The organism is Pseudomonas sp. LAMO17WK12:I5, from assembly GCF_900215165.1.
GTDB lineage: Bacteria > Pseudomonadota > Gammaproteobacteria > Pseudomonadales > Pseudomonadaceae > Aquipseudomonas > Aquipseudomonas putida_A.
Window position 1 is genome coordinate 120,665 of sequence record NZ_OBDS01000013.1, and the last position, 26,897, is coordinate 147,561.

The 26,897-nt window shown below is 61.1% G+C and carries 22 protein-coding genes; 6 read left to right on the top strand and 16 right to left on the bottom strand.

What is annotated here, in order from left to right; translation table 11 throughout:
* Window positions 1-15: 15 nt before the first annotated feature.
* The 16 genes from CRO59_RS22840 to CRO59_RS22915 form a co-directional block, all read right to left on the bottom strand.
* Window positions 16-1,086 carry a class I SAM-dependent methyltransferase gene (locus CRO59_RS22840; protein ID WP_097090152.1) on the bottom strand — a complete coding sequence of 357 codons (1,071 nt, stop codon included), beginning with the start codon at window positions 1,084-1,086 and terminating at the stop codon, window positions 16-18.
* Complete coding sequence (locus CRO59_RS22845) at window positions 1,083-1,934, bottom strand: NAD(P)-dependent oxidoreductase (RefSeq protein ID WP_097090153.1); 852 nt, start codon at window positions 1,932-1,934, stop codon at window positions 1,083-1,085. The genes CRO59_RS22840 and CRO59_RS22845 overlap by 4 nt, the downstream gene beginning before the upstream one ends.
* Window positions 1,931-3,157 carry a class I SAM-dependent methyltransferase gene (locus CRO59_RS22850; protein ID WP_027614217.1) on the bottom strand — a complete coding sequence of 409 codons (1,227 nt, stop codon included), beginning with the start codon at window positions 3,155-3,157 and terminating at the stop codon, window positions 1,931-1,933. The genes CRO59_RS22845 and CRO59_RS22850 overlap by 4 nt, the downstream gene beginning before the upstream one ends.
* On the bottom strand, window positions 3,154-3,714 hold the full coding sequence (locus CRO59_RS22855; protein ID WP_097090154.1) for a dTDP-4-dehydrorhamnose 3,5-epimerase family protein: 561 nt from the start codon (window positions 3,712-3,714) through the stop codon (window positions 3,154-3,156). The genes CRO59_RS22850 and CRO59_RS22855 overlap by 4 nt, the downstream gene beginning before the upstream one ends.
* On the bottom strand, window positions 3,711-4,793 hold the full coding sequence (gene rfbG / locus CRO59_RS22860) for a CDP-glucose 4,6-dehydratase (protein ID WP_097090155.1): 1,083 nt from the start codon (window positions 4,791-4,793) through the stop codon (window positions 3,711-3,713). The genes CRO59_RS22855 and rfbG overlap by 4 nt, the downstream gene beginning before the upstream one ends.
* A complete protein-coding gene (gene rfbF, locus CRO59_RS22865; RefSeq protein ID WP_095139348.1) occupies window positions 4,775-5,548 on the bottom strand; it encodes a glucose-1-phosphate cytidylyltransferase in 774 nt (257 codons plus the stop codon). Before rfbF ends, rfbG begins: the two co-directional genes overlap by 19 nt.
* A gap of 255 nt (window positions 5,549-5,803) precedes the next feature.
* Window positions 5,804-7,810 carry a calcium-binding protein gene (locus tag CRO59_RS22870; protein WP_097090156.1) on the bottom strand — a complete coding sequence of 669 codons (2,007 nt, stop codon included), beginning with the start codon at window positions 7,808-7,810 and terminating at the stop codon, window positions 5,804-5,806.
* A 220-nt stretch (window positions 7,811-8,030) separates the two neighbouring features.
* Window positions 8,031-11,624 carry a glycosyltransferase gene (locus CRO59_RS22875; RefSeq protein ID WP_097090157.1) on the bottom strand — a complete coding sequence of 1,198 codons (3,594 nt, stop codon included), beginning with the start codon at window positions 11,622-11,624 and terminating at the stop codon, window positions 8,031-8,033.
* A gap of 109 nt (window positions 11,625-11,733) precedes the next feature.
* Window positions 11,734-13,305: a flagellar hook-associated protein 3 gene (locus tag CRO59_RS22880; protein WP_097090158.1), complete on the bottom strand. Its 1,572-nt coding sequence runs from the start codon at window positions 13,303-13,305 to the stop codon at window positions 11,734-11,736.
* A gap of 13 nt (window positions 13,306-13,318) precedes the next feature.
* Window positions 13,319-15,364 (bottom strand): flagellar hook-associated protein FlgK, encoded by a 2,046-nt coding sequence (gene flgK / locus CRO59_RS22885; protein WP_097090159.1) that lies wholly within the window; start codon window positions 15,362-15,364, stop codon window positions 13,319-13,321.
* 21 nt (window positions 15,365-15,385) lie between these two features.
* Entirely contained in the window at window positions 15,386-16,660 is a 1,275-nt protein-coding gene (gene flgJ, locus CRO59_RS22890) for a flagellar assembly peptidoglycan hydrolase FlgJ (protein ID WP_097090160.1), read from the bottom strand.
* 11 nt (window positions 16,661-16,671) lie between these two features.
* Window positions 16,672-17,760: a flagellar basal body P-ring protein FlgI gene (locus tag CRO59_RS22895; RefSeq protein WP_177409042.1), complete on the bottom strand. Its 1,089-nt coding sequence runs from the start codon at window positions 17,758-17,760 to the stop codon at window positions 16,672-16,674.
* 27 nt (window positions 17,761-17,787) lie between these two features.
* The gene (gene flgH / locus CRO59_RS22900) at window positions 17,788-18,483 is read right to left on the bottom strand and encodes a flagellar basal body L-ring protein FlgH (protein WP_027613958.1); all 696 of its coding nucleotides are present in this window, start codon (window positions 18,481-18,483) and stop codon (window positions 17,788-17,790) included.
* 52 nt (window positions 18,484-18,535) lie between these two features.
* Window positions 18,536-19,321, bottom strand: coding sequence for a flagellar basal-body rod protein FlgG (gene flgG, locus CRO59_RS22905; protein WP_003222804.1), 786 nt, complete (start codon window positions 19,319-19,321; stop codon window positions 18,536-18,538).
* A 45-nt stretch (window positions 19,322-19,366) separates the two neighbouring features.
* On the bottom strand, window positions 19,367-20,107 hold the full coding sequence (locus CRO59_RS22910; protein ID WP_007965507.1) for a flagellar basal body rod protein FlgF: 741 nt from the start codon (window positions 20,105-20,107) through the stop codon (window positions 19,367-19,369).
* A gap of 373 nt (window positions 20,108-20,480) precedes the next feature.
* Window positions 20,481-22,043: a sigma-54-dependent phenylalanine hydroxylase transcriptional regulator PhhR gene (locus CRO59_RS22915; protein WP_027613959.1), complete on the bottom strand. Its 1,563-nt coding sequence runs from the start codon at window positions 22,041-22,043 to the stop codon at window positions 20,481-20,483.
* A 383-nt stretch (window positions 22,044-22,426) separates the two neighbouring features.
* Here CRO59_RS22915 and phhA point away from each other — a divergent pair, with 383 nt between their 5' ends.
* From phhA to CRO59_RS22940, 6 genes are all read left to right on the top strand, one after another.
* Entirely contained in the window at window positions 22,427-23,218 is a 792-nt protein-coding gene (gene phhA, locus CRO59_RS22920) for a phenylalanine 4-monooxygenase (protein WP_096796288.1), read from the top strand.
* Between the two features lie 119 nt (window positions 23,219-23,337).
* Window positions 23,338-23,694 carry a 4a-hydroxytetrahydrobiopterin dehydratase gene (locus CRO59_RS22925; RefSeq protein ID WP_003222798.1) on the top strand — a complete coding sequence of 119 codons (357 nt, stop codon included), beginning with the start codon at window positions 23,338-23,340 and terminating at the stop codon, window positions 23,692-23,694.
* The gene (locus CRO59_RS22930) at window positions 23,694-24,887 is read left to right on the top strand and encodes an amino acid aminotransferase (RefSeq protein WP_097090162.1); all 1,194 of its coding nucleotides are present in this window, start codon (window positions 23,694-23,696) and stop codon (window positions 24,885-24,887) included. The genes CRO59_RS22925 and CRO59_RS22930 overlap by 1 nt, the downstream gene beginning before the upstream one ends.
* 268 nt (window positions 24,888-25,155) lie before the next feature.
* Window positions 25,156-25,287: a hypothetical protein gene (locus CRO59_RS29035; protein ID WP_256214475.1), complete on the top strand. Its 132-nt coding sequence runs from the start codon at window positions 25,156-25,158 to the stop codon at window positions 25,285-25,287.
* A gap of 70 nt (window positions 25,288-25,357) precedes the next feature.
* Window positions 25,358-25,540 (top strand): hypothetical protein, encoded by a 183-nt coding sequence (locus CRO59_RS22935; RefSeq protein WP_003222790.1) that lies wholly within the window; start codon window positions 25,358-25,360, stop codon window positions 25,538-25,540.
* A gap of 104 nt (window positions 25,541-25,644) precedes the next feature.
* A complete protein-coding gene (locus tag CRO59_RS22940) occupies window positions 25,645-26,844 on the top strand; it encodes an MFS transporter (RefSeq protein WP_049827945.1) in 1,200 nt (399 codons plus the stop codon).
* Window positions 26,845-26,897 lie beyond the last annotated feature (53 nt).

Consider the following 26,897-nt stretch of genomic DNA (forward strand, 5'->3'; position numbering starts at 1 on the left):
TCAAAGTCTCAATGGTCACTGGAACGAAGCGCTGTCGACGGCGTGATAGACGTAGCGTCCACCGGTCATCCGCTTGATTTCTTCGAGGTAATTGGAATTCATCACAAACAGGTGGGCGCCTTCGGGCAGCGCATCCATCGCCTCTTGCGGCGAGGACACCCGCGCGCCGCTCAGCGGCAGATAACGCCCCTGCTTGGCCGGGTTGATATCCACCACGCGATCCACCGCCACACCGGCGCGTTGCAGGAACAGCGAATAGATCACGCCTTTGGACGACGCGCCCCAGATCGCCGAACCCTGCTCGGGTGCGGACTGAATGATCTGCACCGCGCGCTCAAGGCTGGCGGTGAAACCGTCCGGCAGCGTCAGGCGTGGCACCGGTTGCTCCGGGGTCAAGCGCAACGTCGAAAGGTCGGCGACGATGTACAGGTATTGGCCGCCAAACAGGTGGCCGGCCTCGTGCACGGTGCCGAACATCCGGCGCAGGTCATCGAGGCGGAAATAATTGACGTGCTCGTAGAACAGGTCGAACCAGGCCTTGTGCTCGAGGATCCAGTCGAAGCATGGCACTTCGATGTAGATCTGCCCGCCCTGATTGGCTTCGGCGATCACCGCCAGAAAGCTCACCGGGTCTTCGATGTGTTCCAGCACATGGCGCAGGACAATGGCGTCAGCTGCCAGGCCAAGACCACGGGTGAACGGCGCCTTGATCACGTCGGCGTTCTCGCCTTCGTAGGCCGGATCGATCCCGGTGATCGAATAACCGAGGCCCTTGAGCAGCTCAAGAAAGTAGCCCTTGCCGCAGCCGACTTCGATCAGCTCCTGGCCCTTGAAGTGTTTGGCGATGATGCCTTCGACGTCGCTCAAGTGCTTCTGGAACTGGCCCGAATGGGCCTGCTCGTTCTGATAGTCGGCGTCATAGCTGAGCTTGTCGGCATCGAACGCGGCGTTGAAGATCAGGCCGCTGCGCTCATCCTGCACCAGCAGCATGTCGGCGCTGGCCGAAGCCTTGGCCGACTCCGGGTCGGCGAAGGTGCGGTTCTGCAACACCGGCAGGTCGGTGACCCGATACAACTCGTGCCTCATTGCGGCTCTCCCAGTAGCTGTTGCAAACGCTCGGTCACGGCCCAGAACGCCATCGGTTCATGGCTCGGATACGGGTAATGGCCGAGGTTCAGTTTCAGTGCCGCACCGCGCTCGCGCAGCCGTTGTTCAACCAGTGCGCGCACCGATACCGGTTGGCCACTGGCGCAATTGATCACGCCGTTGAAATCACGTTGGTGCAGGATCGCGGCGAGGTAATCAGCAGCGCTGGCGATCGGCAAAAAGTCGCGCAGTTGCTCGCCGCCAGACATGTTGAACGACGTCTCGCCGGCATCGATCGCCCGGTCCAGCGCCGCCAGCAGACTGTTGGGGTTCTGCCCTTCGCCATGCAGATAGAACAGACGCGCCCACTGCAAGGTGAACGGTTTTTCCTGCTGCAGATTTTGCAAAAACAGGTGCAGCGTGTGTTTCGCCAGACCGTAAGGATTGCTCGGCTGCGGCTCGACCTGCTCACTGAGAGGCCCGCTTTGCATGCCGTACTCGAAGCAGGTGCCGGTCACCAATACTTGCGCCACACCCGCCTCGACCGCGCCTTTGATAAAGCGGTAGTCGGCCATCAGGTTGTGCTCGAAATGGAGCAGCGCCCGATAGTTCGGCAACCCCGGCCAGGCCAGGTGCGCGAGGATGTCAATACCGTCGGTGAGCGCCGCAATGTCCAGATCCGCCGCGTGAATATCCGCCGCGACGAATTCGACGTGGTTGATCCACGGCATGCTCGCCGCAGTCTCGACGTTACGCGCCACCGCACGTACCGCGCAGCCACGCGCCAGCAACGCCGCGACCAGATGCCGACCGACGAAGCCCGTGGCCCCGGTAACCAGGACTTTCACAGGACTTTCATCTCAGGCACGGCGATCACGAAGCGCCCGTCCCACTGACGCACCTGCGCCAGTTGCTGACTGACTTCGTGCAGCAGGTTCCACGGCAACACCAGCACGTAGTCCGGTTTTTCGATGTCGATCTGCGCCGGCGCGACAATCGGGATACGGCTGCCCGGCAGAAACTTGCCCTGCTTGTGCGGGTTGGCATCGGCCACCCACGCCAGCAGATCCGGCTTGACCCCGGCGTAGTTGAGCAAGGTGTTGCCCTTGGCCGCCGCGCCGTAACCGACCACCCGCTTGCCGTCGGCCTTGGCCTGCAACAGAAAGCGCAGCAGTTCATGCTTGATGCGTTCGGCAGCAGGCGCGAGGGTCGCGTAGTACTCAGGGGTTTTCACCCCGACATCCAGCTCGGCCTGCAACTGTTGCTGCACCGCCGGCTGCACAGCACGACGCTCTCCGTCCTGGCGCTGCACGAACACCCGCAGCGAACCGCCGTGAGTGCTCAACTGACTGACGTCGAACACTTCCAGACCATTGCGCTCGCACAAGGTCTGCACGGCGGTCAGCGACAGGTAGGAATAGTGCTCGTGGTACAGCGTGTCGAACTGCGCGCCAGCCATCAGCGTCAGCAGTTGCGGAAATTCGAAAGTAGCGACGCCGGTCGGCTTGAGCAGCGTGGCGAAACCACCGAGGAAATCATTGATGTCCGGAACATGCGCGAGCACGTTGTTGGCGGCCATCAGGTCGGCGCCCCAGCCTTCGCTGTGCAGCTGCGCAGCGCTGTCGCGACCGAAGAACACTTCACGAATCTGCAGACCCTTTTCCCGCGCCGCTTGCGCGGTGCTGCGGGTCGGCTCGACACCCAGACACGGAATGCCGCGAGCGGCGACGTACTGCAGCAGGTAACCGTCGTTGGCTGCGACTTCGACCACACGGCTGTCGGCGCTCAGGTCAAAGCGCTCGACCATCTCGGCGACATAACGCTCGGCATGGGCCAGCCAGGTGCTGGAGAACGAACTGAAGTAGGCGTACTCGGCATCGAACAGGCTGTCGGCGCGGGTGTAATCCTCGGTCTGCACCAGCCAGCATTGCTGGCACACCGCAACCTTGAGCGGCACCCATTGCTCGGCCTGTTCCAGGCGCTCGGCGTGCACGTAGGCGTTGGACGGTGGCGAGGTGCCGAGGTCGATCAGCGGCAGGCTCAGCGGTGCGGCGCACCCACGGCAGTTCATAGACGCACTCCGGCAAAGTGTTGATCAAGCGCGGGATGGCTGGCATCACGCGCTGACAAATTATTGACAGGCAACGGCCAGGCAATCGCCAGCCGTGGATCGTTCACCGACAAGCCGCCTTCGTGCTCCGGCGCGTAATCGGCGCTGTGCAGGTAAAGCAGTTCGGCGTCATCGGTCAGGGTCTGGAAACCGTGGGCGAACCCGGCCGGAATCAACAGGCTGCGACCATCGCCAGCCTTGAGGTGCTCGGCGTGCCAGTGCAGAAAGGTTTCGGAATCCGGACGCAGATCCACCGCCACGTCCCACACTTCACCGCGCAGGCAGGTGATCAGCTTGGCTTCCGGCGCATTGGCATTCTGGTAATGCAGACCGCGCACGCTGCCCTTTTCACGGGTGCAGGAATGGTTGATCTGGCGGATGTGAAATTCGCTGCCGAACGCACTCAGGCTGCCTTCGCAGAACAGCCGGGCGAAATGCCCGCGCTGATCTTCGAAGCGTCTGTGCTGGACGCTGAACAGCCCGGCCAGCGGCAACGGTTTCAAGGAAAACTCGCTCACAGCGCGCCTCGGTACAGGTTCAGTTGGCCGAGAGTGACGTTGCGCATGTCATCGCCGTTCTGCCACGCCAGATGCCAGTCGAGGGTCTGGGTCAGGCATTGCTGCAAGGTCCAGCGTGGCTGCCAGCCGAGTACCTGACGGGCGCGACTGCTGTCCAGACGCAACAGACCGGCCTCGTGCAATTCGCTTTTCTCAATGCGCAAACCGCGTGCCTGTGGCCAGCGACTGGCGAGCAGTTCGACCACTTCGCCGACGCTGCACATGTCCGCCTCGCCCGGGCCGAAGTTCCACGCCCCGGCGTATTCCGGGCCTTGTTCGTAGAGGCCGGCAGCCAGTTGCAGGTAACCGGCCAGCGGTTCCAGCGCGTGTTGCCACGGGCGCACGGCTTGCGGGTAACGCAAGGTCACCGGCTCGTCGGCAGTCCAGGCTTTGAGCACGTCGGGAATCAGCCGCTCAGGGGCGAAGTCACCGCCACCCAAGACGTTGCCGGCGCGCGCGGTGGCCAAGGCCAGACCGTGTTCAGCGTACTTGTCGGCCGGGAAAAACGACGCGGCGTAAGACTGCGCCAACAGTTCACAGCAAGCCTTGCTGCTGCTGTAGGGATCGTGGCCGCCGAGGGCTTCGTCTTCGCGGTACGGCCACAGCCATTCCTTGTTGGCGTAAACCTTGTCGGTCGTCACCAGTACGCAGGCGCGCACGCAACCGACCTGACGGATCGCTTCGAGCAGGTTCAGCGTGCCCATGACGTTGCTGGAGTAAGTGCCCAGCGGGTCGCGATAGCCTTCACGCACCAGTGGCTGCGCGGCCAGGTGCAGAACGATCTCCGGCTCGGTGTCGGCAATGATCTCCAGCAACGCGCCGAGATCGCGCAGATCACCGCGCTGATCGTTGATCCCTTCGTGAACCCGCGCCAGTTCATACAGGCTCGGTTCGGTTGACGGATCCAGCGAGAAACCGCTGACGTGCGCGCCGAGGCTTTGCAGCCACAGGCTCAGCCAGCTGCCTTTGAAACCGGTGTGACCGGTGACCAGTACGCGTTTGCCGCGCCAGAAATCCGCACTCAGGCCCATTGCTTCCATGGGGCCTCCCCGCTCTGCCATAACGCTTCGAGGTGGTTCTTGTCGCGCAGGGTATCCATCGGATGCCAGAAGCCTTCGTGCTCGAAGGCGTTCAGCTGTTCATCCTCTGCCAGACGCGCCAGCGGCTCGGCCTCCCAGGTGGTTTCATCGCCAGCGATGTAGGACAGGACTTTGGGCGACAGCACGAAAAAGCCACCGTTGATCCAGCCACCGTCGCCACGCGGTTTTTCGGTGAAACCGAGCACCTGATCGCCCTGGCGCTCAAGGGCACCGTAACGTCCCGGCGGCTGCACCGCGGTGACGGTGGCCAGGCGACCGTGGGCTTTGTGGTAATCGACGAGTTGAGCAATGTTGATGTCGGAAACGCCGTCGCCGTAGGTGAAGCAGAACGCCTCTTCATCTTTGAGGTAACGGCCGGCACGCAGCAGACGGCCACCGGTCATGGTTTCCTCGCCGGTGTCGATCAGGGTGACGCTCCACGGCTCGCTGTAGTTCTGGTGCACGTCCATGCGGTTGTTGCGCATGTCGAACGTGACGTCGGAGGTGTGCAGGAAGTAGTTGGCGAAGAAGTCTTTGATCGCATAGCCCTTGTAGCCCAGGCAAATCACGAAGTCGTGGATTCCGTGAGCGGAATACTGCTTCATGATGTGCCAGAGAATTGGCTTGCCGCCGATCTCGATCATGGGTTTGGGCTTGAGGTGCGACTCTTCACTGATGCGCGTGCCGAGGCCACCCGCCAAAATAACTGCCTTCATCGTCTCCCCTCTCGTTCGTCACCGGGCTGCGCATGGCTTTGTTGAGCGATGCGGGCCGTCTGGCTAACCCTTTTGCCGCCTGCGGCGCCGCTGCGATGACCGCGAGCGCTCGTTTTATGGCGATTTGAGGGGGACTTGCAGGAAACGCGCCAGCTCCGCGAGCGCTGCGTCGGCGGGAATTCAAGGCATGAAAAAGGGATGAGTCCGTTGCCGGAGTCATCCCTTTCATCAAGCTACTTCAATGAATCGGACGGATCAGCCAAACATCGCGAATCCATCGATCGTGGCAGGCAGGTCGTAGGACTGGCCGTCAGCGGTCTGCAGATGTTCGATGTTGTTGTACCCGGCGTACCAGCCCTGCAGCTTCACGCCGTTGTCGGGAACGCCGGCGCTGCCGTCGTTGGCACCATGCAGATAGGCGTCGTCACCGATGCGGGTGACGTTCAACTGGCTGATATTGGCGATGGTGTTCAGGATCAGGGTGTCATTGATATCCCAGCCCTCGTCCTGAATCGATACCAACCCAGTGGTGTTCACGATATAGGTATCGTCACCCATACCGCCCAATGCGATGCCGCCAGTGCCCGACTGCCCCGTGAGATTGAGGTTCAGCACGTCGTTGCCACTGCCACCTGACAACAGATAACTGTTGCCGGTGCCGGTGAGCACGTCAAAACCGTCATCACCAAAGGCACTGCCGTTGTGGACCGTGATGGTGTCACTACCTTGTCCACCGTCCGCCACAGTGCCCAGGTCATTCGCAGCACTAACGATGACGTCATCGCCGTTGCCGCCGAACAATTTGTCAGCCTGCGCCACGTCGCCGTCGAGACCGGACTTCAGCCCGCCATAGAGATGATCGTTGCCATCGTTGCCGTTCAGGGTATCGTCACCACTGCTGCCTTCCAGAATCGTATCTTCCCTGTTGGCACCCAGCTCATCGTTAAAATGGCTGCCACGCAAGCCTTCGACACCGTAATGCGTGTCACCGTCAGCCGTGCCGTTCTGGCCGATTCTCCACAGCGTGGCCACCACACCCGTGTCGCTGTCCTCATAGCTGACGATGTCCATTCCCGCGCCGCCCACGAAGACATCCCGTCCGGCGCCACCGTAGAACAGGTCATCGCCGCTGCCGCCGAAGATGTAGTTGTCGGAATCATTGCCATAACCGGTGAAATCGGCTGTACCGGTGTAGGTCATTTTCTCGATGAACGGGTCCATCTTCATAACCGACAGGCTGGTGTACAGCTCGTCAAACCCCATGCCTGAGTCTGTCTCGACGATGGTCACACCCTCGCTGTTGATCGTGTAGACGTCGCTGCCCCAGCCACCTTCGAAGGTCACGCCACCCGAGTTGGCAGTGAAGTGATCGTCCAGGTTAGTCCCGACAACCTTTTCCACATTGATCAAGGTGTCGCCCTCGGCGTAGTCGCCGGAACCGAAGCCCTTGCCATCACGAAACTCGATGCTGACCGCGTCGTTGGAACGGCTGTAATCGACGGCGTCAAAGCCATCGGCACCGTCCATGACCATTGCGCCTGCGCCGGCGAAGATCACATCGTTGAAATTCGAACCCTGCACGGCCTCGATGCTCGAGTAGGTATCGCCGAATGCAATACCAGTGGCGCCCCACATGCTCGAGAGCTCGATACTGACGCCTTCAAGGCTGTCGGTATAGCTGACGGTGTCGAAGCCCTCGCCGCCAATGAACTGATCGCCACCGTCGCCACCCCACAGCCAGTCATTACCGGCGCCGGCAATGATCACGTTGTGCTCGGCATTGCCGTAGCCCTTGAAGTCGCCGATTCCGGTGAAGGTCATTTTGTCGAGGAACGGGTCCATCTTCTGGATGTTAACGCTGGTGCGCAACTCGTCGTAGCCGCCGCGCTCGTCTTCGATGATCGTCACGCCCTCACTGCCGATGATGTAAACGTCATCCCCGCCGCTGCCTTCCAGCGTGACGCCGGAAACCGAACTGGCAAGGGTGTCATCAAGGAAGCTGCCGACCACTTTTTCGATGGCAACCAGCGTGTCAATGGAACCATCTGCCTTCGTGACGCTGGCAAGCCCTTGGCGGATATCGACGCTGACGCCCGAAGACATGATTCGATAATCCACGGAATCAAAACCCTCGCCACCATCCAGCAGATCGGCTCCGGCAGTCCCCCAGATCTGATCATCCGATTCCAGTCCGAAGAGCTCGTCATTGCCTTCACTGCCGCTCATGACATCGGCTTCACTCGTCCCATAAATCACTGCCATTTGCTTCTTCCTTGCATTGTTGTTGAATCCGGAAACCTGCCTCCCGGTAACAAGCCGATCACGCCAGCAGCAACCGTCCGAGGTCAGCGAATAGAGAAGTATCGACAGGAAAAGCGCTATGCTTGAGGCTCTGCGGTAAAAAAGTGTCGATACTGATACAAACAGGATATTGAAGACGCAAAAAAGGCGACTCGAAAGTCGCCTTTTTCAGCAGTGCCGGTCAATCCGCCAGCCAGCCGTTTTCCCAATAGCGCAGGTTGTCGCCCCGCAGTACGTAGTCGCGCAATACGATTTCTCGCAGTTCATCGCCCATGCGGTAGCTGGCATCCGGGTCGGCCAGGTGCATGCGGATCGCCTGCAGCCATTCATCGGTGCTGTTGGTCTTGACCCGGGTGCACGGCAGGTAGCCGCGATAGGCCTCGGTATCGGTGCAGATCACCGGGTAACCGCAGGCGCCGTACTCCAGCAGACGCAGGTTGCTCTTGCAGTCGTTGAAGATGTGGAATTCCAGTGGCGCCAGCGCCAGATCGAGATTCAGGCTTGCCAGTTTGGCCGGGTACACTTCCAACGGGATTACCCCGTGGAATTCATGCATGTACGGACGCAGATCATCCGGGCACATGCCGAAGAACACCCAGTCGACTTCATTGGCCAGCTCACGCACGACATCGGCGATCACCGCCAGGTCGCCGTGGTGACTGGTCCCACCGCCCCAGCCGACTCGTGGTTTTTTCGAAGTGCGGCGCTGACTGCGCAAGTCAGTCCACAAGTTGCGCGCGAGCATGTTGGGGACGACGCGAATGTCGTGGTGCATGTCCGACAATGCATTGGCCAGTGGCTGGGTCGATACCACCACCCGATCACACAGGCTGATCGCACTGCGCACCATCCGCTCCATTTCCTGTTTATTGGGCATGTTGCGAATATGCGCATTGCGATGAGGAACGTCGATAACATAGTCATCAAGCTCAAAGATGCGCCGGGCATGACTGAATTTCTTCAGTGGCGGAATCTCATCAATGGCACCCTGCGAATAACGCCCCTGCAGCACAATCACGTCCGGGGACTGACGCTCGATATCAATGATCGACGGCAGTCCATAGCAAATCCGCCCTTCAGCGCGGTTGGCCGCTTCCAGTTCGATCAGCGGCTGGCTCATGCGGTAGTGACCGATGGCCGAGGCGTTGATCGGCACGGCAAGCACGTTCGGCAACTGCGCCCTGGAAAATGCACTCCAGCCGGTACGCAGGCCCGGTTCCAGGCTGAAGCTCGTCGCACCGACACCCTGCAACGACAAATTGACGTTGAAGGCCGGATCACGGGCAATGCGCGGCAACCAGCGCTGGTAGAAGGTTTCCTGCTCCTGAAGCTGCAATTGCTCCTCTTCTGCCGTCGCCTGAACACTGGGGCGTGCGCCCAGTGCCAGCAAGGCATAAGGGGTCCACACCACCAGGTATCCTTCCTGACCGATCCGCAGGCACAGATCCACGACATTCAGCGCCTGTTTCAGCGCTTGCTCATCGAGACCGGCGACAGCTTCATAAACCGCCTTGCGCACCATCAGGCAATCGCCACTGACGGCACTCAGGTCATGGACCGCTTGCAGCCGGAACATGTAACCATCCGACTGCAACGACTGACCATAGAACGGCAAACCCACTGCACCTTGCAGACCAAGAATCAGACCCGCGTGCAGTACGCACCCATCAGGATTGAACAGCTTGGCGCCGACCACGCCGACTTCCGGACGCTGCGCATGATTGAGCAGTTCGTCGAGCCAGTCGGCCTGGGTGATTACCGCAAACGAATTGAGCAGCAGCACGTATTCACCACGCGCCTGCCCTACCGCAAAATTATGCAGCGCCGCCGCGTTGCCCTGCTGCGGGTAGTTCAGGACACGAATCCGCTCGCCGCCCAGTTGCGCCATACCGTCCAGCCAGGCCCGCGCCTCGTGGCTTTCACTGCCATTGTCGACAAGCAACAACTCGTACTCGGAGTAAGCGGTCTTCTCCAACAGCGTCTCGACGCAGCGCTGCAAGGCAGCCGTCTGATCCTTGGTCACGATAATGATCGACACCAGCGGACGCCGGGCATGGCGATAGTCGACACGATTGAGCAACCCGGAACTGCCACGGCGGATTTCGTGGGCAATCCCCAGGCGCTGCAGATGGGCCTCGAGTACACGCGGATTCTGCTCGATGACCGCCGGAGCGGCGAGCCAGGCGGACAGATCGAAGGGCGATTGCACCAGAACTTCGGCGACATGCCCGACCACCTGCGTACCATCACTCTCGACCATGCGCCACAGCACGTCGTGGGGGGCCAGTTCGGCGAACGTCGCCGCGAATCCGCCCAGCGCCAGAAAGCGTTCGCGCTTGAACGCCAGCGCGCGCCCGACGTACGGGTAACTGCGCAGCAGGTCGAGGTTGAAATCCGGTTTGAACGCAGGCTCCGCCGATTCGCCGTTGCGCAGGCTGCCTTCATCGCTGTACAGACACGTCAGCGCCGGAGAATGGGCAATGCGCTCGGCCATGATCAACAACGCCGGCACCACCGGACGATCGCCGGCCTGCAACAGGTAGAACCAGTCGGCCCCTTCCAGTTGCGGTAACAATGCATTGATCTGCTCCAGTCCGTCGTCCTGCAACGGCATGCGGAACACCCGACCATCGAGCTCGGCCTCGGAACAGGCAGCGGACAGCACCAGAATCAACTCCGGCAGATAATCCTGTGCGGCAAGCGCCTCCAGCGTGCGCTCGACACCGTCGCGACTGCCGTCGCGATCGATGACGATCGGGACGATGCGCGGCTGATGCGACCAGCCAGCCAGGGTCTCCGGCAGCAACTTGCGCTGCCCCTCGGTGAGCACCCGGCACTCCAGCCATTGCGCATAAAGCTCGGCAAAACTCCAGCTGTCGATGCCGACACACCACTCCTGGCGACTTTGCTTGGTACCCAGGGTGCGGCTCAGAGGCAGCTCTTCCCAGACCCGGGGTGTCTCATCAGCCTTGGTCAGCGGGATGTAGCGAACCCAACCCGGCGCAGGCGCAGATTCGCCGCTGCGCGCCTTGAGCATTTGCAGAATCCACTCGCGCTCGACTTCAACCGCATCTTTCATCGACTGCTGGGCGCACAGGCGCTCCGGGTACAGTCGCTCGGCACTCAGCACCTTGTTGGACACCGCCACATTGCCGCGCCGCATCAGACAGACGAACAGCGCGAAATCCAGGGTTGCCACAAAGCAGTGGCCTTCCTGGGTCAACGCCGGCAGCAACTCGACAAGATCTTCCCGGCGAAACAGCGCATTGGTGAACCCACCCAGCACATTGACCGGAAACTTTTCAAAGATGCCCAGCAGGTCGTCGCCCTTGAACAAGCCACTGAGCGGAGACAGCGAAGTGTTTTCCAGACGTGCCGGAAGAATGATGTCGTCAGCGTCCCAGAACAGACGCTGAGCCAGCACCAGCCGGACTTCCTCACGCACCATTTCCTGCGCTTGCTGTTCAACACAGGCGGCATAGAGATGGTCGTCGTCGCACAGAAATTTGACCAATTGGCCCTGCGCCTGTTCCAGGCAGGCCTTGAGATTGCCGACCATGCCCAGGGTGCGCGGATTGCGCACGTAACGCACGGCGACGCCGGACTGCTCGACTACCGCCGCAACGATGGCTTCAATCTCGCTGCCGCGGCTGTCGTCGCAAACGATGATTTCGAGTTGGCCATAAGTCTGGCTCACCGCACTGTTCAAGGTCCGCTCGAAGAAGCGCGGATTGAAGGCGGGAATGACCAGACTGACGAGAGGAAGTGGATTCACGGCGGGCTCACAGGCGGTACGAGCCCGCTCGGTAAAGCGAGCCCATGAAACCGCAAAAAAACATTAACTGAAGGACGAGACAAACGGGCGCCTGCGCGCCCGTCCAATGTCAGATCTTGTTGAACAGACCCAACTGACTGATCTTGCTGAACGCCAGTTGCGAGGCTTGCAGCATGGTCTGCTGCAACGTCAGGCGGGTCATCACCTCGGCCGGATCCGAATCACGGATCGAACCCTGGGTCGTGGTGTTGGCCTGGATCAGGCTCTGGTTGGTGGTGTCCTGGTCATCCAGCGACTGACCGCGCGCACCGATCGAGGTCACCGCAGCGCCAATCTGGTTGGAGGCACTGTCGATGTTGCCAAGGGCCGACTCCATGGCCCCCTGGAATTTCTGCTTGGCTACCGGATCACCGTCAACCTGCATGTTCAGCGCCGTGACCATCTGGCCCAGGGTGTCGAGCACGTTCTGGGTCTGGTGGTTGTTGGACTGAATCGAGAACTGATCGCCCGCGCCCGGCGTACCGCCGATGGCGAAGGTCACACCGGCAGCCGTGGCGTTGCCACCAACCATGGTGCCCGACGACACTGGCTTGCTGTCAGCGGTCACCGGGGCCGCGTACAGGTCGAAATCGGTGGCGCTGGTGAACTTCAGCACCGCGCCGCCGCCCGACGGGAAGGCCGCGCTGTACGCCGCCTGGTTGGTCACGCTGGAGCCGGTGATGACCGCCGTCGACGGGTTGCCCGGGCTGCGCGCAGTGGTGAACGAATCAGGCGTGGCCGACAGCTGGAAGCTGTGACCGGCGATGACCGCATCCGGGTTGGTGTCGCCGGCTTTGAGGTTGATGTTCAACTTCATGTCGACGCCACGGAAGCTGACGGTCTGGTTGGCACCATTGCTGTTGCTGATCAGGCCGTTCTGGCTGGCCTCGGACGTCACGTCGTTGCCCAGGGCATCGGTGATTTTCAACTGCGTGCTGCTGATGAAATCCACGGTGTATGGCTGGCCCGCCGTGAACTTGGCGTTGTAGGTCGCTGCGGTGCCGACCGTACCGTTGGACAGCACCACACGACCGTCATCCACCGCCGGAGCGGTCATGGTGGTCTGGGTGCGGCTGGTGTTGATGGTCTGCTGGAAGGCGTCCCAACCCGTGGTATTGGTCGCGACCGACATACCGTCGCCAATGCCCAGGTTGATCTGGGTCTGGTCACCGTTATAGGTGTAGGTGCCGTCGACGTTTTGCGAGTACGGCGCGGTATCGGTCTTGGAACCGGAGAACAGGTAGTTGCCGTTGGCATCCTTGGAGTTCATCAGGCCCAGCACTTGTTGCTGGATCTGGCTCAGTTCCGCCGCGTACGCCTTGCGGTTGTCGTCGGTAGCGATACCGTTGTTGGCGGCCAGGCCGATTTCCTTGGCGCGCTGCAGAGCCGTGGTGATGGAGTTCAACGTCGACTCCTGCACGGTCAGCGAGCTCTTGGTGGTGTCGATGTTGCCCTGATACTGGTCGAGCATCGCACTTTGCTGCCCCAGCTTGAGCAGGCGACCGGCGCCGATCGGATCGTCGGCAGCGGTGTTGATGCGCTGCAGGCTGCTCGCTTCGTTGGCGGTCGCGACCGTCTTGCTGTAGTTGCGCTGATATTGAGCAGCTTGCGTCGCGTAATACTGGGCGGTGGAAATGCGCATGAATTACGACTCCTTAAAGACTGTTGATCAGCGTGGCGAAAGTTTCCTGCGCAGCTTTGATGATCTGCGAAGACGCTGTGTAGTACTGCTGATACTTGACCAGGTTGCCGGTCTCTTCATCGAGGTTGACCTGGGACAGCGAATCACGCGCGCCCTTGGCCTGATCGAGGATCACCGAGGTGGCGTCATTGTCGGACTTGCTCTGGGCAGCCTTGGTACCGACGTTGGTCACCAGTTTGTTGTAGGCGTCGGTCAGGCTGATGCCCTTGCTGCCGCTGCCGGTGTCCACGGTCTGCTTGGTCTGCAGGCCAACCAGTGTCTGTGCGTTGCGGTTGTCCGAAGACGCCGCGCCGGTCAGGTTGATGGTGAAGGTTTCGCCGGACTTCGGCGTCGCGCCCACGGTGGTCTGTACGGTGAAGGTCTTCTGCACGTTCGGCGTGACCGTGGTGTCCATCACCGGAGCACCGGTGGAGTCAACCATGCCGACCTTGAGGTTCAAGGTGTTGGCCTGCCCCGGCACGATGGTGCCCGAACCGATGGTGTTGCCCTTGGCGTCGACCATGTTGTACGACTGGCTGCCGCTGGCGACCGCACCGAACACCAGTTTGACCGGCGTCGAATATTTGAGCGCATTCTGCAACTCGGTCTGCGACGCCGGGTTGTAGATGTCGAACGAATCAGTCAGCGTCGGCTGGGTGTAAGTACCGGAATTGTTGGCACTGGCCACACCGGTCAACGGCGCTGCCGCAGCGATTTTCTTCGGATCGGTCAGCACGGTCTGAATAGTGCTTGCCGCGTTACGGGTCGGGGTCACCTTGAAGGTGTCGCCAGCGCTCAGGGCGCCGCCGTTGAGGGCCAGGGTGAAGCCGTCGATCACTGGCGGTGGCGTGGTCGTGGTGCTGAACGAGCCCATGTCGGTGCCATCGGAGCGCTTGACCGAATAGTCGGTGGCGCTGGTGAAGGTCACCTGATAGTCGCTGGTGGTCAGCTTGCCGGTGTCCTTGATGGTGACATCGAGGTTGCCCGAGCCGGCGCTATTGGTCGACTGCGCAATGCTGCGCTGACTGACCAGTGCGGCACTGTTGATGTTGTTGAAGATCGCTGCGCCGAAGTCACCGTTCTTGTCGATGCCCTGGGCTTGCTGGCTGTTGACCTGATCGGCCACCACCAGCGCGACACGCCCCAACTCATTGAGCGAAGGGTCGAGCACTTCTTTGCGATAGGTCAGCAGGCCACCGATTTCGCCACCGCTCATGGCCGACGTGATGTCGATCACGCTTGAGCCGCGGTCCAGCTGAATCGCCATGCGCGTCGGATCGTCCTTGCTCGGCACGGTGCTCAGGGTGTTGGTGGTGTTGCCGATCACCAGCGGCTGGCCGGTGCCGATGTACACGTCAAAACTGGTGCCACGTTCGACAACCTGCGCCCCGGTCAGCTCGGAGAGCTGGCGCACCGCTTCGTTACGACTGTCGAGCAAATCGTTCGGCTGGCCGCCGCTGGTGGAAATCTCGCCGATCTTCTGGTTCAGGTTGGCAATCGAAGTCGCCAGCTTGTTGACCTGGGACGTCATGTCGCCCAGGTTGCCATTGATCGTGGTGTTCTGATCGTTCAGCTGTTTGGCCAGCGCATTGAAACGGCTGGTCAGGGCCTGCGCACCGGTCAGCACCGACTGACGGGAGGTGTCATCAGTGGCCGAGGTCGCCACGCCCTGCATCGAGGTAAAGAACTTTTGCAGCACACCGGTCAGGCCGGTGTTGGTATCGGACATCGAGGCATCCAGCGCAGTGGCCTGGGCACCGTACGCAGCCGCTTCGCTATTGAGCGAGGTCGCGGTATGCAGCTGGTTTTCGAGGTAAGAGTTGTAGACCCGGCGCACATCGGCCAGGGTCGTCCCCGTACCGATGAAGACGTTGCCGAACTGCTGCGATGACTTGGTGCTCTGCACGGTTTGCTGGCGTGAATACCCGGCGGTGTCGACGTTGGCAATGTTGTTACCTGTGGTCGCGAGAGAGGAAGAACTCGCAGACAACCCCGACATCCCGATATTGAGCAAACTCATGATTCAAACCTTACCGTGTGTTTATAGAGGCGTCGTTGAAACGCCGGCCGCAGCGTAGTTTTCGAAACTGTTCATCTGCTTGGCTATCTGCGAAATCTTCGTCGCGTAGTTCGGGTCGGTCGCGTAACCGGCCTTTTGCAACTCGCGTACAAACTGTTCTGGGTTATCGGCCGACTTCACCACATCTTGATAGCGATTATTGGTCTGCAGCAAAGTCACCAGATCGTGGAAACTGTCCTTGTACGAGGCATAGGAACGGAACTGCGCCGTCTCCTTGACCATCTGCCCGTTACGGAACTCGCTGGTGATCGCTCGGGCCGAATCGCCGGTCCAGTTGCTGCTGGCCTTGATGCCGAACAGGTTGTGACTGCTGCTGCCATCCTGGGCACGCATGACCGATTTGCCCCAGCCGGTTTCCAGTGCGGCTTGCGCCACCAGATAACGCGGATCGACGCCAATACGCGCGGCGGCTTCTTTGGCCATCGGCAGCATGGTGTTGACGAATTCGTCGGCGGAGCTGAAGGCGCGCTTGGCCGGCGCCAGCGGAATCTGCGCCATCGCCCGGCCGTAAATCTGCATCTGCCCGCCGGACGCCTTGGCGTCTTCGGCACGGGTCAGCCAGTCGCCGTTGTACAGCGGGCCGGCGCCGGTGGCGGCCGTGCTTACGGCACGTTGTGGCAAGGCATTGGTGGCGGACGGCACCAGACCGGCGAGCAAACGATCGGCCAGCTTCGGCGGCAATGCCAGACGACGCTTGTTGATCATTGCCATGTCATTGCTGTGGGAGGCTTCGGTATTGGCGACACGCCCGGAACGCGAGGCCCACAACGGACGCTCGCCATTGAGCCGCGATAACGGCCCATTGGTGGCGGTGGTGCCGGCGGCAATCGGGGTCTGCACCGCAGCGGCTTTCGCCGCTTCCTGCTTGGCAGCGGACGCGGCCGCAGCCTCACCCGGTGCTAGCGGTTTGTTCCTCGACATCTGCTTCATCAGCACGTCGGCCAGACCGATACCGCCGCCCTCGCGGGACAGCGATACCGCCAGTTGCTGGTCGTACATTTCCTGATATTGCTTGGCCGCCGGGGTGTTCATCGGGTTGTCTTTACCCAATGCCTCAGTGGCCGAACGCATCGACTTGAGCATTTCGCCAAGGAACAGCGATTCGAACTCCTGCGCCACTTTGCGCATGTTCGCATCGCTGTTCTTGTCGCCGACCTTGAGCTGGTTCAGACGATTGAGGTCGGAGTACGAACCCGAATCGCCAGTGCCCACCAGACTGCCTTTGCGCATATCCATGGTCGGCGTCCTCAGATCACGATCAGGTCGGCTTGCAACGCGCCGGCCTGCTTCAGTGCTTCGAGAATGGCCATCAGGTCACCCGGTGCCGCGCCAACCTGGTTCACCGCCCGCACGATCTCGTCGAGGGTGGTGCCCGGGCCGAACTTGAACATCGGCTTGGCTTCCTGTTCGGCGTTGACCCGCGAACGTGGAACCACCGCGGTCTGGCCGTTGGACAATGGGCCCGGCTGACTGACGATCGGGTCTTCGGTGATGGTCACGGTCAGGCTGCCGTGAGTCACGGCGGCCGGCGAAACTTTCACGTTCTGGCCGATGACGATGGTGCCGGTGCGCGAGTTGATGATGACTTTCGCCACCGCCTGACCCGGATCGACTTCAAGGTTTTCGAGGATCGACAGGTAGTCGACGCGCTGGCTCGGATCGAGCGGCGCCGTCACACGGATCGAGCCGCCGTCGATGGCTTGCGCCACGCCAGGGCCGAGCATGTCGTTGATCTTGTCGACGATACGCTTGGCCGTGGTGAAGTCGGAACGGTTGAGGTTCAGCGTCAGGCTGTTGCCCTGGTTGAAACCGCTCGGTACCGAACGCTCCACCGACGCACCGCCGGGGATACGACCGGCCGACGGAACGTTGACGGTGATCTTCGAACCGTCACGCCCTTCGGCATCGAAACCACCGACCACCAGGTTGCCCTGAGCGATGGCGTAGACGTTGCCGTCGATACCCTTGAGCGGGGTCAGCAACAGGGTGCCGCCGCGCAGACTCTTGGAGTTACCGATGGACGAAACGGTGATGTCGACCTGCTGACCCGGTTTGGCGAACGCCGGCAGATCGGCACTCACCGACACCGCCGCGACGTTTTTCAACTGCACGTTGCCCGATCCCGGCGGCACCTTGATGCCGAACTGCGAGAGCATGTTGTTGAAGGTCTGCAGGGTGAACGGGGTCTGCGTCGTCTGGTCGCCGGTGCCGTTAAGCCCGACCACCAGGCCGTAACCGATCAACTGGTTGGAACGCACGCCGGAAATGCTGGCGATATCTTTCAGCCGCTCGGCGTGGGCACCAAAGGTTGCGGACAACAGGGCCGCAGCCAGCATGAGGCTCTTGAAATTCAAAGTCGCCACCTAGAAAGGGAACAGCGGGCTGAGGAAGAAACGGTCGAACCAGCCTGGCTGACTCGCATCGGCAAACGAACCGGTGCCCGAGTAGGTGATGCGCGCATCGGCGACACGGGTCGACGACACGGTGTTGTCGGTGGCGATGTCATCGGCACGCACGAGACCGGCGATGCGCACCAGCTCGTCGCCGGTGTTGAGGGTCATCCACTTCTCGCCGCGCACGGCGATGATGCCATTGGGAAGCACATCGGCCACGGTCACGGTGATCGAGCCGGTCAGGGTGTTGCCCTGCGCCGCCTTGCTGTCGCCCTTGGTCGCACGGTCGCCGCTGTAGCCGACGTCGAGGCTCAGGTCATTGCCACCCAACGGGTTGTTGGTGGTGCCACTGCCGCCGAACAGCGAAGTCAGGCCGATGCCGGTCTTGCTGTTCTTGGCCACTTGCGAGTTGGCGTTTTTGCTGGCCTGAGTCTTCTCGTTCAGGGTGATGGTGATGATGTCACCGACCCGGAATGCCTTGCGGTCGCTGTACAGGTTCTGCTCGAAGCCGGCCTGATAGATCGAGCCGTTGTTGGCCGCAGACGGCAATGGCGTGCGTGGCAACACCGGAGCGTAATAAGGGTCATTGGGCTTGGGCGTCGGTGCGACGCAGCCCGCGAGCGAGACGACCCCACCCAATGCCAGAACAGATACGAAGCGTTTCATGACCCTACCTCACGGTGTTGCTGGCGACCTCATGGCCGCCCCATAGACTTGATTACAGATTCTGCGTTACGAACGAGAGCATCTGGTCGGCGGTGGAAATCACCTTGGAGTTCATCTCGTAAGCGCGCTGAGTGGTGATCATGTTGACCATCTCTTCAACGGTGCTGACGTTGGAACCTTCCAGGGTGTTCTGCAGCGTGGTACCGAAACCGTTCAGGCCCGGGGTGCCGATTTGCGGCGCGCCGGAAGCAGCGGTTTCCAGGAACAGGTTGTTGCCCACTGCCTGCAGACCGGCCGGGTTGATGAAGTCGGCGGTTTGCAGGTTGCCGATCACCTGAGCGGCCGGGTTGCCTGGCACTGTGATCGACACGGTGCCGTCGGTGCCGACAGTGAAGCTCTGCGCGTTGTTCGGGATGACGATGGCCGGTTCCAGGGCGAAACCGCTGGCGTTGACGATCTGACCGTTGGAGTCGAGGTGGAAAGTACCGTCACGGGTGTAGGACGTGGTGCCGTCCGGCTGCAGGATCTGGAAGAAACCGCGACCGTCGATGGCCATGTCCAGCGGCTGCTCGGTGGTTTGCAGGCTGCCGGCGGTGAAGTTTTTCTGGGTGCCGACGATGCGCACACCGGTACCCAGTTGCAGACCCGACGGCAGTTCGCTGTCCTGGGTCGACTGGGCGCCTGGCTGACGCTTGATCTGATACAGCAGGTCCTGGAACTCGGCACGGTCACGTTTGAAACCCGTGGTCGAGACGTTCGCCAGGTTGTTGGAAATGGTGGTCAGGTTGGTGTCCTGGGCGGACAGACCGGTTTTGGCAACCCATAGAGCCGGAAGCATTCGATTCTCCTCGTGCGCCTGTTTTACGGCGCGACGTTCTGATAATTAGCTGATCTGCAAGACCCGAGCCATGGCCTGGTCGTCGTCTTTGGCGGTGTTCATCATCTTGACGTGCAACTCGAACTGCTTGGCCAGGGCCAGCACCGAGGTCATTTCTTCCACGGCATTGACGTTGCTCGACTCAAGGAAACCCGACACCAGTTTGACGTTGGCATCGGCCGGCGCCGGCTGGCCGTCCTTGGTGTAGATCGAGCCGTCGAGGCCTTTGTTGAGGTTCTTGATGTCCGGGTTGACCAGTTTGATCCGGTCGACTTCCGCCATGACGCGCGGGCCTTCGCCCATCGCACGAATACTGATGGTGCCGTCTTCACCAACTTCGACCTGCTGCTCCGGCGGCACGGCGATCGGACCGCCGTTGCCGAGTACCGGCATGCCGTTGCCGGCGCGCAATACGCCGAGGGCGTCGATGTTCAGGCTGCCGGTGCGCACGTAGCTTTCGCCACCGTTAGGGTTCTGCACGGCAATAAAACCGTTGCCGGTCACGGCGACGTCGAGGTCACGCCCGGTCTGCACCAGCGAACCGGCGGTGAAGTCGGTGGCGGGCCGTTCGCTCATGGCAAACGCACGCGCCGGAAAGCTGTCACCGAACACCGGCATCGAACGCGCCTGCTCCAGGTCGCGCTGAAAACCATTGGTGGAGATGTTCGCCAGGTTGTTGGCATGGGCCTTTTGCGCCAGTGCGTTCTGACTGGCGCCGGTCATTGCCACATAAAGGTACTTGTCCACACTCTTTCCTCTGCATGCCGGACGTTTGCCGCCCACCGCTGTACTGCTGAGCCATAAGCAATTTGCAGACCAACTTTTTTCTGGCGGCTTGCGGCCCGGTAAACAAAGGACTTGCGGGGTTTTGCGGGGAAATTGGAAATGTATCGAAGTCGAAAAACCGGCGGTGTTATGCCGCTGGGCGGCAATCCCGATTGTTGCAGATGGAAAAAGAACCTGTGGTGAGGGGATTTATCCCCGACGGGCTGCGCAGCAGCCCCCAATCCATACATGGTGGTGTAACAGATGAACCGCATTCGCTGGTTTGGGGCGGCTTCGCCACCCTTCGGGGATGAATCCCCTCACCACAAAAGCTCTTTTCACCACAGTGTTGCTGTTAACTCTCGGGGTCTTTACCGACCTCATACTCACGCAACTTATTAGCGATGGTGGTATGCGAAACCCCCAACCGCTTACCGAGTTGCCGACTGCTCGGGTGTTCGGAATACAAGCGCTCCAGCACCGCTTTCTCGAAGCGTCCGACGATCTCGTCCAGCCCGCCCTCCAGCGAGAAATCGCCAAGCGGCTGACGCACGCCGTAATCCGGCAGGCGGATGTGTTCGACCTTGACCGTGCCGCCCTCGCACAGTGAAACCGCCTGGAACAGCACGTTCTCCAGCTGCCGCACGTTGCCCGGCCAGTGATAATGACTGAGGCGATCCATCGCCGCCGGCGCCAGTTTCGGCAGCGAGCAACCGATCTGACGGCTGGCCTGATCGAGGAAGTGCTCGACCAGCGGGGTCAAACCGTCGAGGCATTCGCGCAGCGGCGGGATGTGCAGCGACAGCACGTTCAAGCGGTGATACAGATCCTGACGAAACTCGCCGCGCGCGCACAATTCGGACAGGTCGACCTGAGTGGCGCAGATCACTCGCACGTCCAGATACACCTCTTCGTCGCTGCCGACCCGGCGGAAGCAGCCGTCCTGCAGAAAGCGCAGCAACTTCACTTGCAAGCGCGGGCTCATTTCACCGACGCCATCGAGGAACAGCGTACCGCCCGCCGTCAGTTCCAGCAGGCCGAGCTTGCCTTCGGCGCGCGCGCCCTCAAAGGCACCGGGGCCGTAGCCGAACAGTTCGGTCTCGGCCATCGACTCCGGCAGCCCTGCGCAATTAAGCGCCATCAGCGGCGACTGCCCGCGCGGACTGGCGAGGTGACAGGCACGGGCCAGCAACTCTTTACCGGTGCCGGTTTCGCCTTCGATCAATAGCGGCGCATCCAGCGGCGCCATGCGCCGCGCTTCACGCACGACAGCGGCCATCACTTTCGAGCTCTGGAAGATACTGTCGAAGCCACGCAATTCCTGTTTGCGCACGTTATAGATGCGCTCACCGACGCGGTCGGCGCGGTGCAAGGTCAGTACCGCACCGGCCATGGCTTCGCTGTCGTCGTGCTCCGATTGCAGCGGCGCGATGTCGGCGAGAAAGATGTCGCCCTTGACCTTGACGCGCATGCCGTTGATTCGCGATTTGTTGGCGCGCACCAGTTCCGGCAGGTCGAAATCCTCGGCATAGCGCGACAGCGGAATCCCCGGCACTTCATCCACGCGCACTCCGAGCAACTGCGCCGCCGCGCGGTTGGCCGCAACGATCGAGCCGCCCATGTCGATCGACAGCACCGGGAATTCCAGCGCGCCGAGCAACGCGTTCAACTCCATGTGCCGACGCTCGCTGGGCATCAGCCCGACGCGTTTGACCCCAAACACCCCGGCAATCGCCTCGAACTTCGGCCGCAGCGCCTGGAACTGGATGTTGATCAGGTTCGGACAGTGCAGATAGATCGCGTTGCCGTGCTCGCCGCCGACCTCGCCGCGTGCAACGTTGATCCCGTACTCCACCAGCAGGTTGAGGATGTCGCGCAGGATGCCGATGCGGTTTTGGCAGTGGACTTTGATACGCATATAAAGAGGCCCGACGAGGATGAGGGGTTAAACACAATCCCTGTGGGAGCGGGCTTGCTCGCGAAGGCGGTGTGTCAGCTGAATGAATGGTGACTGACACACCGCCTTCGCGAGCAAGCCCGCTCCCACAGGGATAGCGCCCCGACTTTTCTGTCGAGGCGCGCAGATAGTTGTCAAGATTATGTGACAGCCACAGCCCTTTTCAAACCTGCAAATCACTGCAAATGCGCGATATCAGCCAAAGCGTAACGATTTTTTTACGAAATGCAGTGGTTGTTCCTACTAGGAACGCACTCAACCTGCTGCATCACGCCGCACTCTCGGGTAATTCTCAGTCCATCGCTGGACATAACAAGAACGAATTCCCCTAGCAGGAGAGCAGTATGAAGCAGACGCAATACGTGGCCCGCGAGCCCGATGCGCAAGGTTTTATCGACTACCCCGCCGAAGAGCATGCGGTGTGGAACACGCTGATCACCCGCCAGTTGAAAGTGATCGAGGGTCGGGCGTGCCAGGAGTACCTGGACGGTATCGAAAAACTCGGTCTGCCCCACGACCGCATTCCGCAGCTGGGCGAGATCAACAAGGTGCTCGGTGAGACCACCGGTTGGCAGGTTGCCCGCGTCCCGGCACTGATCCCCTTCCAGACCTTCTTCGAATTGCTCGCCAGCAAACAGTTTCCGGTGGCCACGTTCATTCGTACCCGCGAAGAACTGGACTACCTGCAAGAGCCGGACATTTTCCACGAGATTTTCGGCCACTGCCCGCTGCTGACCAACCCATGGTTCGCCGAATTCACCCACACCTACGGCAAGCTCGGCCTGCAGGCCACCAAGGAAGAGCGCGTGTATCTGGCGCGCCTGTACTGGATGACCATCGAGTTCGGCCTGGTCGACACCCCGCAAGGCCAACGCATCTATGGCGGCGGCATCCTGTCCTCGCCGAAGGAAACCGTTTACTCGCTGTCGGACGAACCCGAGCATCAGGCCTTCGATCCGCTGGAAGCCATGCGCACACCGTATCGCATCGACATCCTGCAGCCGCTGTATTTTGTCCTGCCGAACCTCAAGCGCCTGTTCGACGTCGCCCATGAAGACATCATGGCCATGGTTCGCCAAGGCATGCAGCTGGGGTTGCACGCACCGAAGTTTCCGCCAAAACCGAAAGCCGCGTGATCCGCGTCTTTTGCTGACAATTGAGTCTGTCAGTCGCCGTCACTTTGGTTTAGCGTGACGGCATTGACGGGCCGATAGCTTCTATAAAAAAAAACACACTCGATTTCAGGAATCACACCATGTCCACTTTGAACCAAGCCCACTGCGAAGCCTGCCGTGCCGATGCGCCACAAGTCAGCGACGAAGAACTGCCGATCCTGATCAAGCAGATCCCGGACTGGAACATCGAAGTACGCGACAGCATCATGCAGTTGGAGAAAGTTTTCCTGTTCAAGAACTTCAAGCATGCTCTGGCGTTCACCAACGCCGTCGGCGAGATCTCCGAGGCCGAAGGGCACCACCCGGGTCTGCTGACCGAGTGGGGCAAAGTCACCGTGACCTGGTGGAGCCACTCGATCAAAGGCCTGCACCGCAACGACTTCATCATGGCCGCGCGCACTGACGAAGTAGCCAAGACCGCAGAAGGACGCAAGTAATGCACTTTGACGCCATCGGCCGGGTACCCGGCGACCCGATCCTCGGTTTGATGGAGGCCTATGCGCAGGACACTAACCCGCGCAAATTCGACCTCGGCGTTGGCGTCTACAAGGATGCCCAGGGCCTGACGCCGATCCCCGAAGCGGTGAAAATCGCCGAGGCGCAACTGGTCGAAAGCCAGGACACCAAGACCTACATCGGCGGGCACGGCAATCCGCTGTTCGGCAAAGTCATCAATGAACTGGTGCTTGGCGCCGACTCGAAGCTGATCGCCGAACAGCGCGCCGGCGCCACCCAGACTCCTGGCGGCACCGGTGCCCTGCGTCTGGCGGCCGACTTCATCGCCCAGTGCCTGCCGGGCAAAGGCGTGTGGCTGAGCAACCCGACCTGGCCGATCCACGAAACGATTTTCGCCGCCGCCGGGGTCAAGGTCAGTCACTACCCGTACGTGGGCAGCGACAACCGCCTCGACGTCGATGCGATGCTCGCCGCACTCAACGAAGTGCCGCAAGGCGACGTGGTGCTGCTGCATGCCTGCTGCCACAACCCGACCGGTTTCGACCTGAACCATGACGACTGGCAGCGTGTGCTCGACGTGGTGCGCCGCCGTGACCTGCTGCCGCTGATCGACTTTGCCTACCAGGGCTTTGGAGAAGGACTGGAACAGGACGCGTGGTCGACCCGACTGTTCGCCGCCGAGGTGCCTGAGCTGCTGATCACCAGCTCCTGCTCGAAGAACTTCGGCCTGTACCGCGACCGTACCGGCGCGCTGATTGTCTGCGCGAAAACCGCCGACAAGCTGATCGACATCCGCAGCCAACTGGCCAACATCGCCCGCAACCTGTGGTCGACGCCACCGGATCACGGCGCGGCCGTGGTGGCGACCATCCTCGCCGACACGGAGCTGAAAGCGCGCTGGGCCGATGAAGTGGAAGCCATGCGCTTGCGCATCGCCCAATTGCGCAGCGGTCTGGTCGAAGCACTGGAACCACACGGTCTGCGCGAGCGCTTTGCGCACATTGGCGTGCAACGCGGAATGTTCTCCTACACCGGGCTGTCGCCGGAGCAGGTCAAACAACTGCGTGAGCAGCACAGCGTGTACATGGTCAGCTCGGGTCGGGCCAACGTCGCCGGGATCGACGCCACGCGCCTGGCATTGCTGGCCGAGGCCATCGCCAACGCCTGCAAATAACCCCGCAATCCCCCTGTAGGAGTGAGCCTGCTCGCGATAGCGGCGTATCAGCCAGCATATGAGTTGACTGACACACCGCCATCGCGAGCAGGCTCACTCCTACAGTTGTTTTTGCGGCGACCTTTGTTATCGCGCCCCCCCTGCGGCCATCTGTCGCATTATTTTCAATTAAAAGTCTGATTGTCATTTTTCCTGCTGTATCCTGCGCAGGCTTTCAAGAAGCGCGGATCTACCAGATCTATCAACAGACTTAGCGAGGAGCGCAACCATGCACGAGATTCCTAATCTCCCCTTCCCAAGCCTGCACGTACCTGAGCAGACGACCACGCAACAAGCCGGTGCCCAACAGCCCGAGCCGAAAGAAGCCGTTGAGAGCCGCCAGGCCGACAGCGAAGAGTAAAACCCCGCCGTACAGACCGTGTGGAAAGCGCTAAGATGCGCTTTCCACACTGCCTGAAACCGAGCCCGCCATGACCGACGAATTCTCTGAAAGCCAAGCCGCCGTCCTGATCGGCGCCACCGAGAAAATGATCGAGATCTGGAACCGCCTCTCCCCGGAAAAGCAGGCCGCCCTGCTCGCCCGTTTCGGCAGCGAAGAAAACGCCCTCGCTGCACTGGTCACTACACAACTGGTCGCCCCGGCCAAACCCTGAAGCCACCCTCCCGGCAAATAGTTTTACTTTTCCCCGCCCCTGACTCGTCCGCGCCGGTATCATAAGCAGCCTATCTAATCCTGCTTTGCCGTGGATCGTTTCTCATGTCGTCCTCTATGCCACAACCCCAGCGCCCCCTGGCGGTCACGCTGCAAGTCGTGTCCATCGTCCTCTTCACCTTCATCGGCTACCTGAACATCGGCATTCCGCTCGCCGTGCTGCCGGGTTACGTCCATAGTGATTTGGGCTTTGGCGCGGTGATCGCCGGGCTGGTGATCAGCGTGCAATACCTCGCCACCCTGCTCAGCCGCCCGTACGCCGGCAAGATCATCGACAACCAGGGCAGCAAGCGCGCGGTGATGATCGGTCTGGCCGGATGCGGCTTGAGTGGTGTGTTTATGCTGATTTCGGCGTGGACACCCAACTTGCCGATGTTCAGCCTGATCAGCCTGTTGATCGGGCGTCTGGTGCTGGGCAGCGCGGAAAGTCTGGTGGGCTCCGGTTCGATCGGCTGGGGCATCGGCCGCGTTGGCGCGGCGAACACCGCCAAAGTGATTTCGTGGAACGGCATCGCCAGTTACGGCGCGCTCGCGGTCGGCGCGCCGTTCGGGGTCTGGCTGGTCGGCCAGCTGGGATTGTGGAGCATGGGCGTCAGCATCATTCTGCTGGCAGCGCTGGGCCTGCTGCTGGCGTGGCCGAAAACCGCGGCGCCGATTGTCGCCGGCGAGCGCTTGCCGTTCATGCATGTGCTCGGTCGCGTGTTCCCCCACGGCTGCGGCCTGGCGCTAGGCTCGATTGGTTTCGGCACCATCGCCACCTTCATCACCCTGTATTACGCCACCCGGCACTGGGACAACGCAGTGCTGTGCCTGAGCCTGTTCGGCGCCAGCTTCATCGGCGCGCGACTGCTGTTCGGCAACCTGATCAACCGCCTCGGCGGCTTCCGCGTAGCGATCGCCTGCCTGTCGGTGGAAACCCTCGGCCTGTTGCTGCTGTGGCTGGCGCCGGATGCGCATTGGGCGCTGGCCGGGGCGGCGTTGAGCGGTTTCGGCTTCTCGCTGGTATTCCCGGCGCTGGGCGTGGAGGCGGTGAATCTGGTGCCAGCCTCCAGCCGTGGCGCAGCGGTCGGCGCGTACTCGCTGTTCATCGACTTGTCGCTGGGGATCACCGGACCGTTGGCGGGGGCAATTGCGGCGGGTTTCGGCTTTGCTTCGATCTTTCTGTTTGCCGCCATTGCCTCACTGAGCGGCCTGATCCTGAGTGTGTATTTGTACCGCATTAAACCAAAACACCACTTTCATTGATCGCCCAATATTGGCCATTCATTGGTTCCGAATGGCCAATAAACAACTGCGGC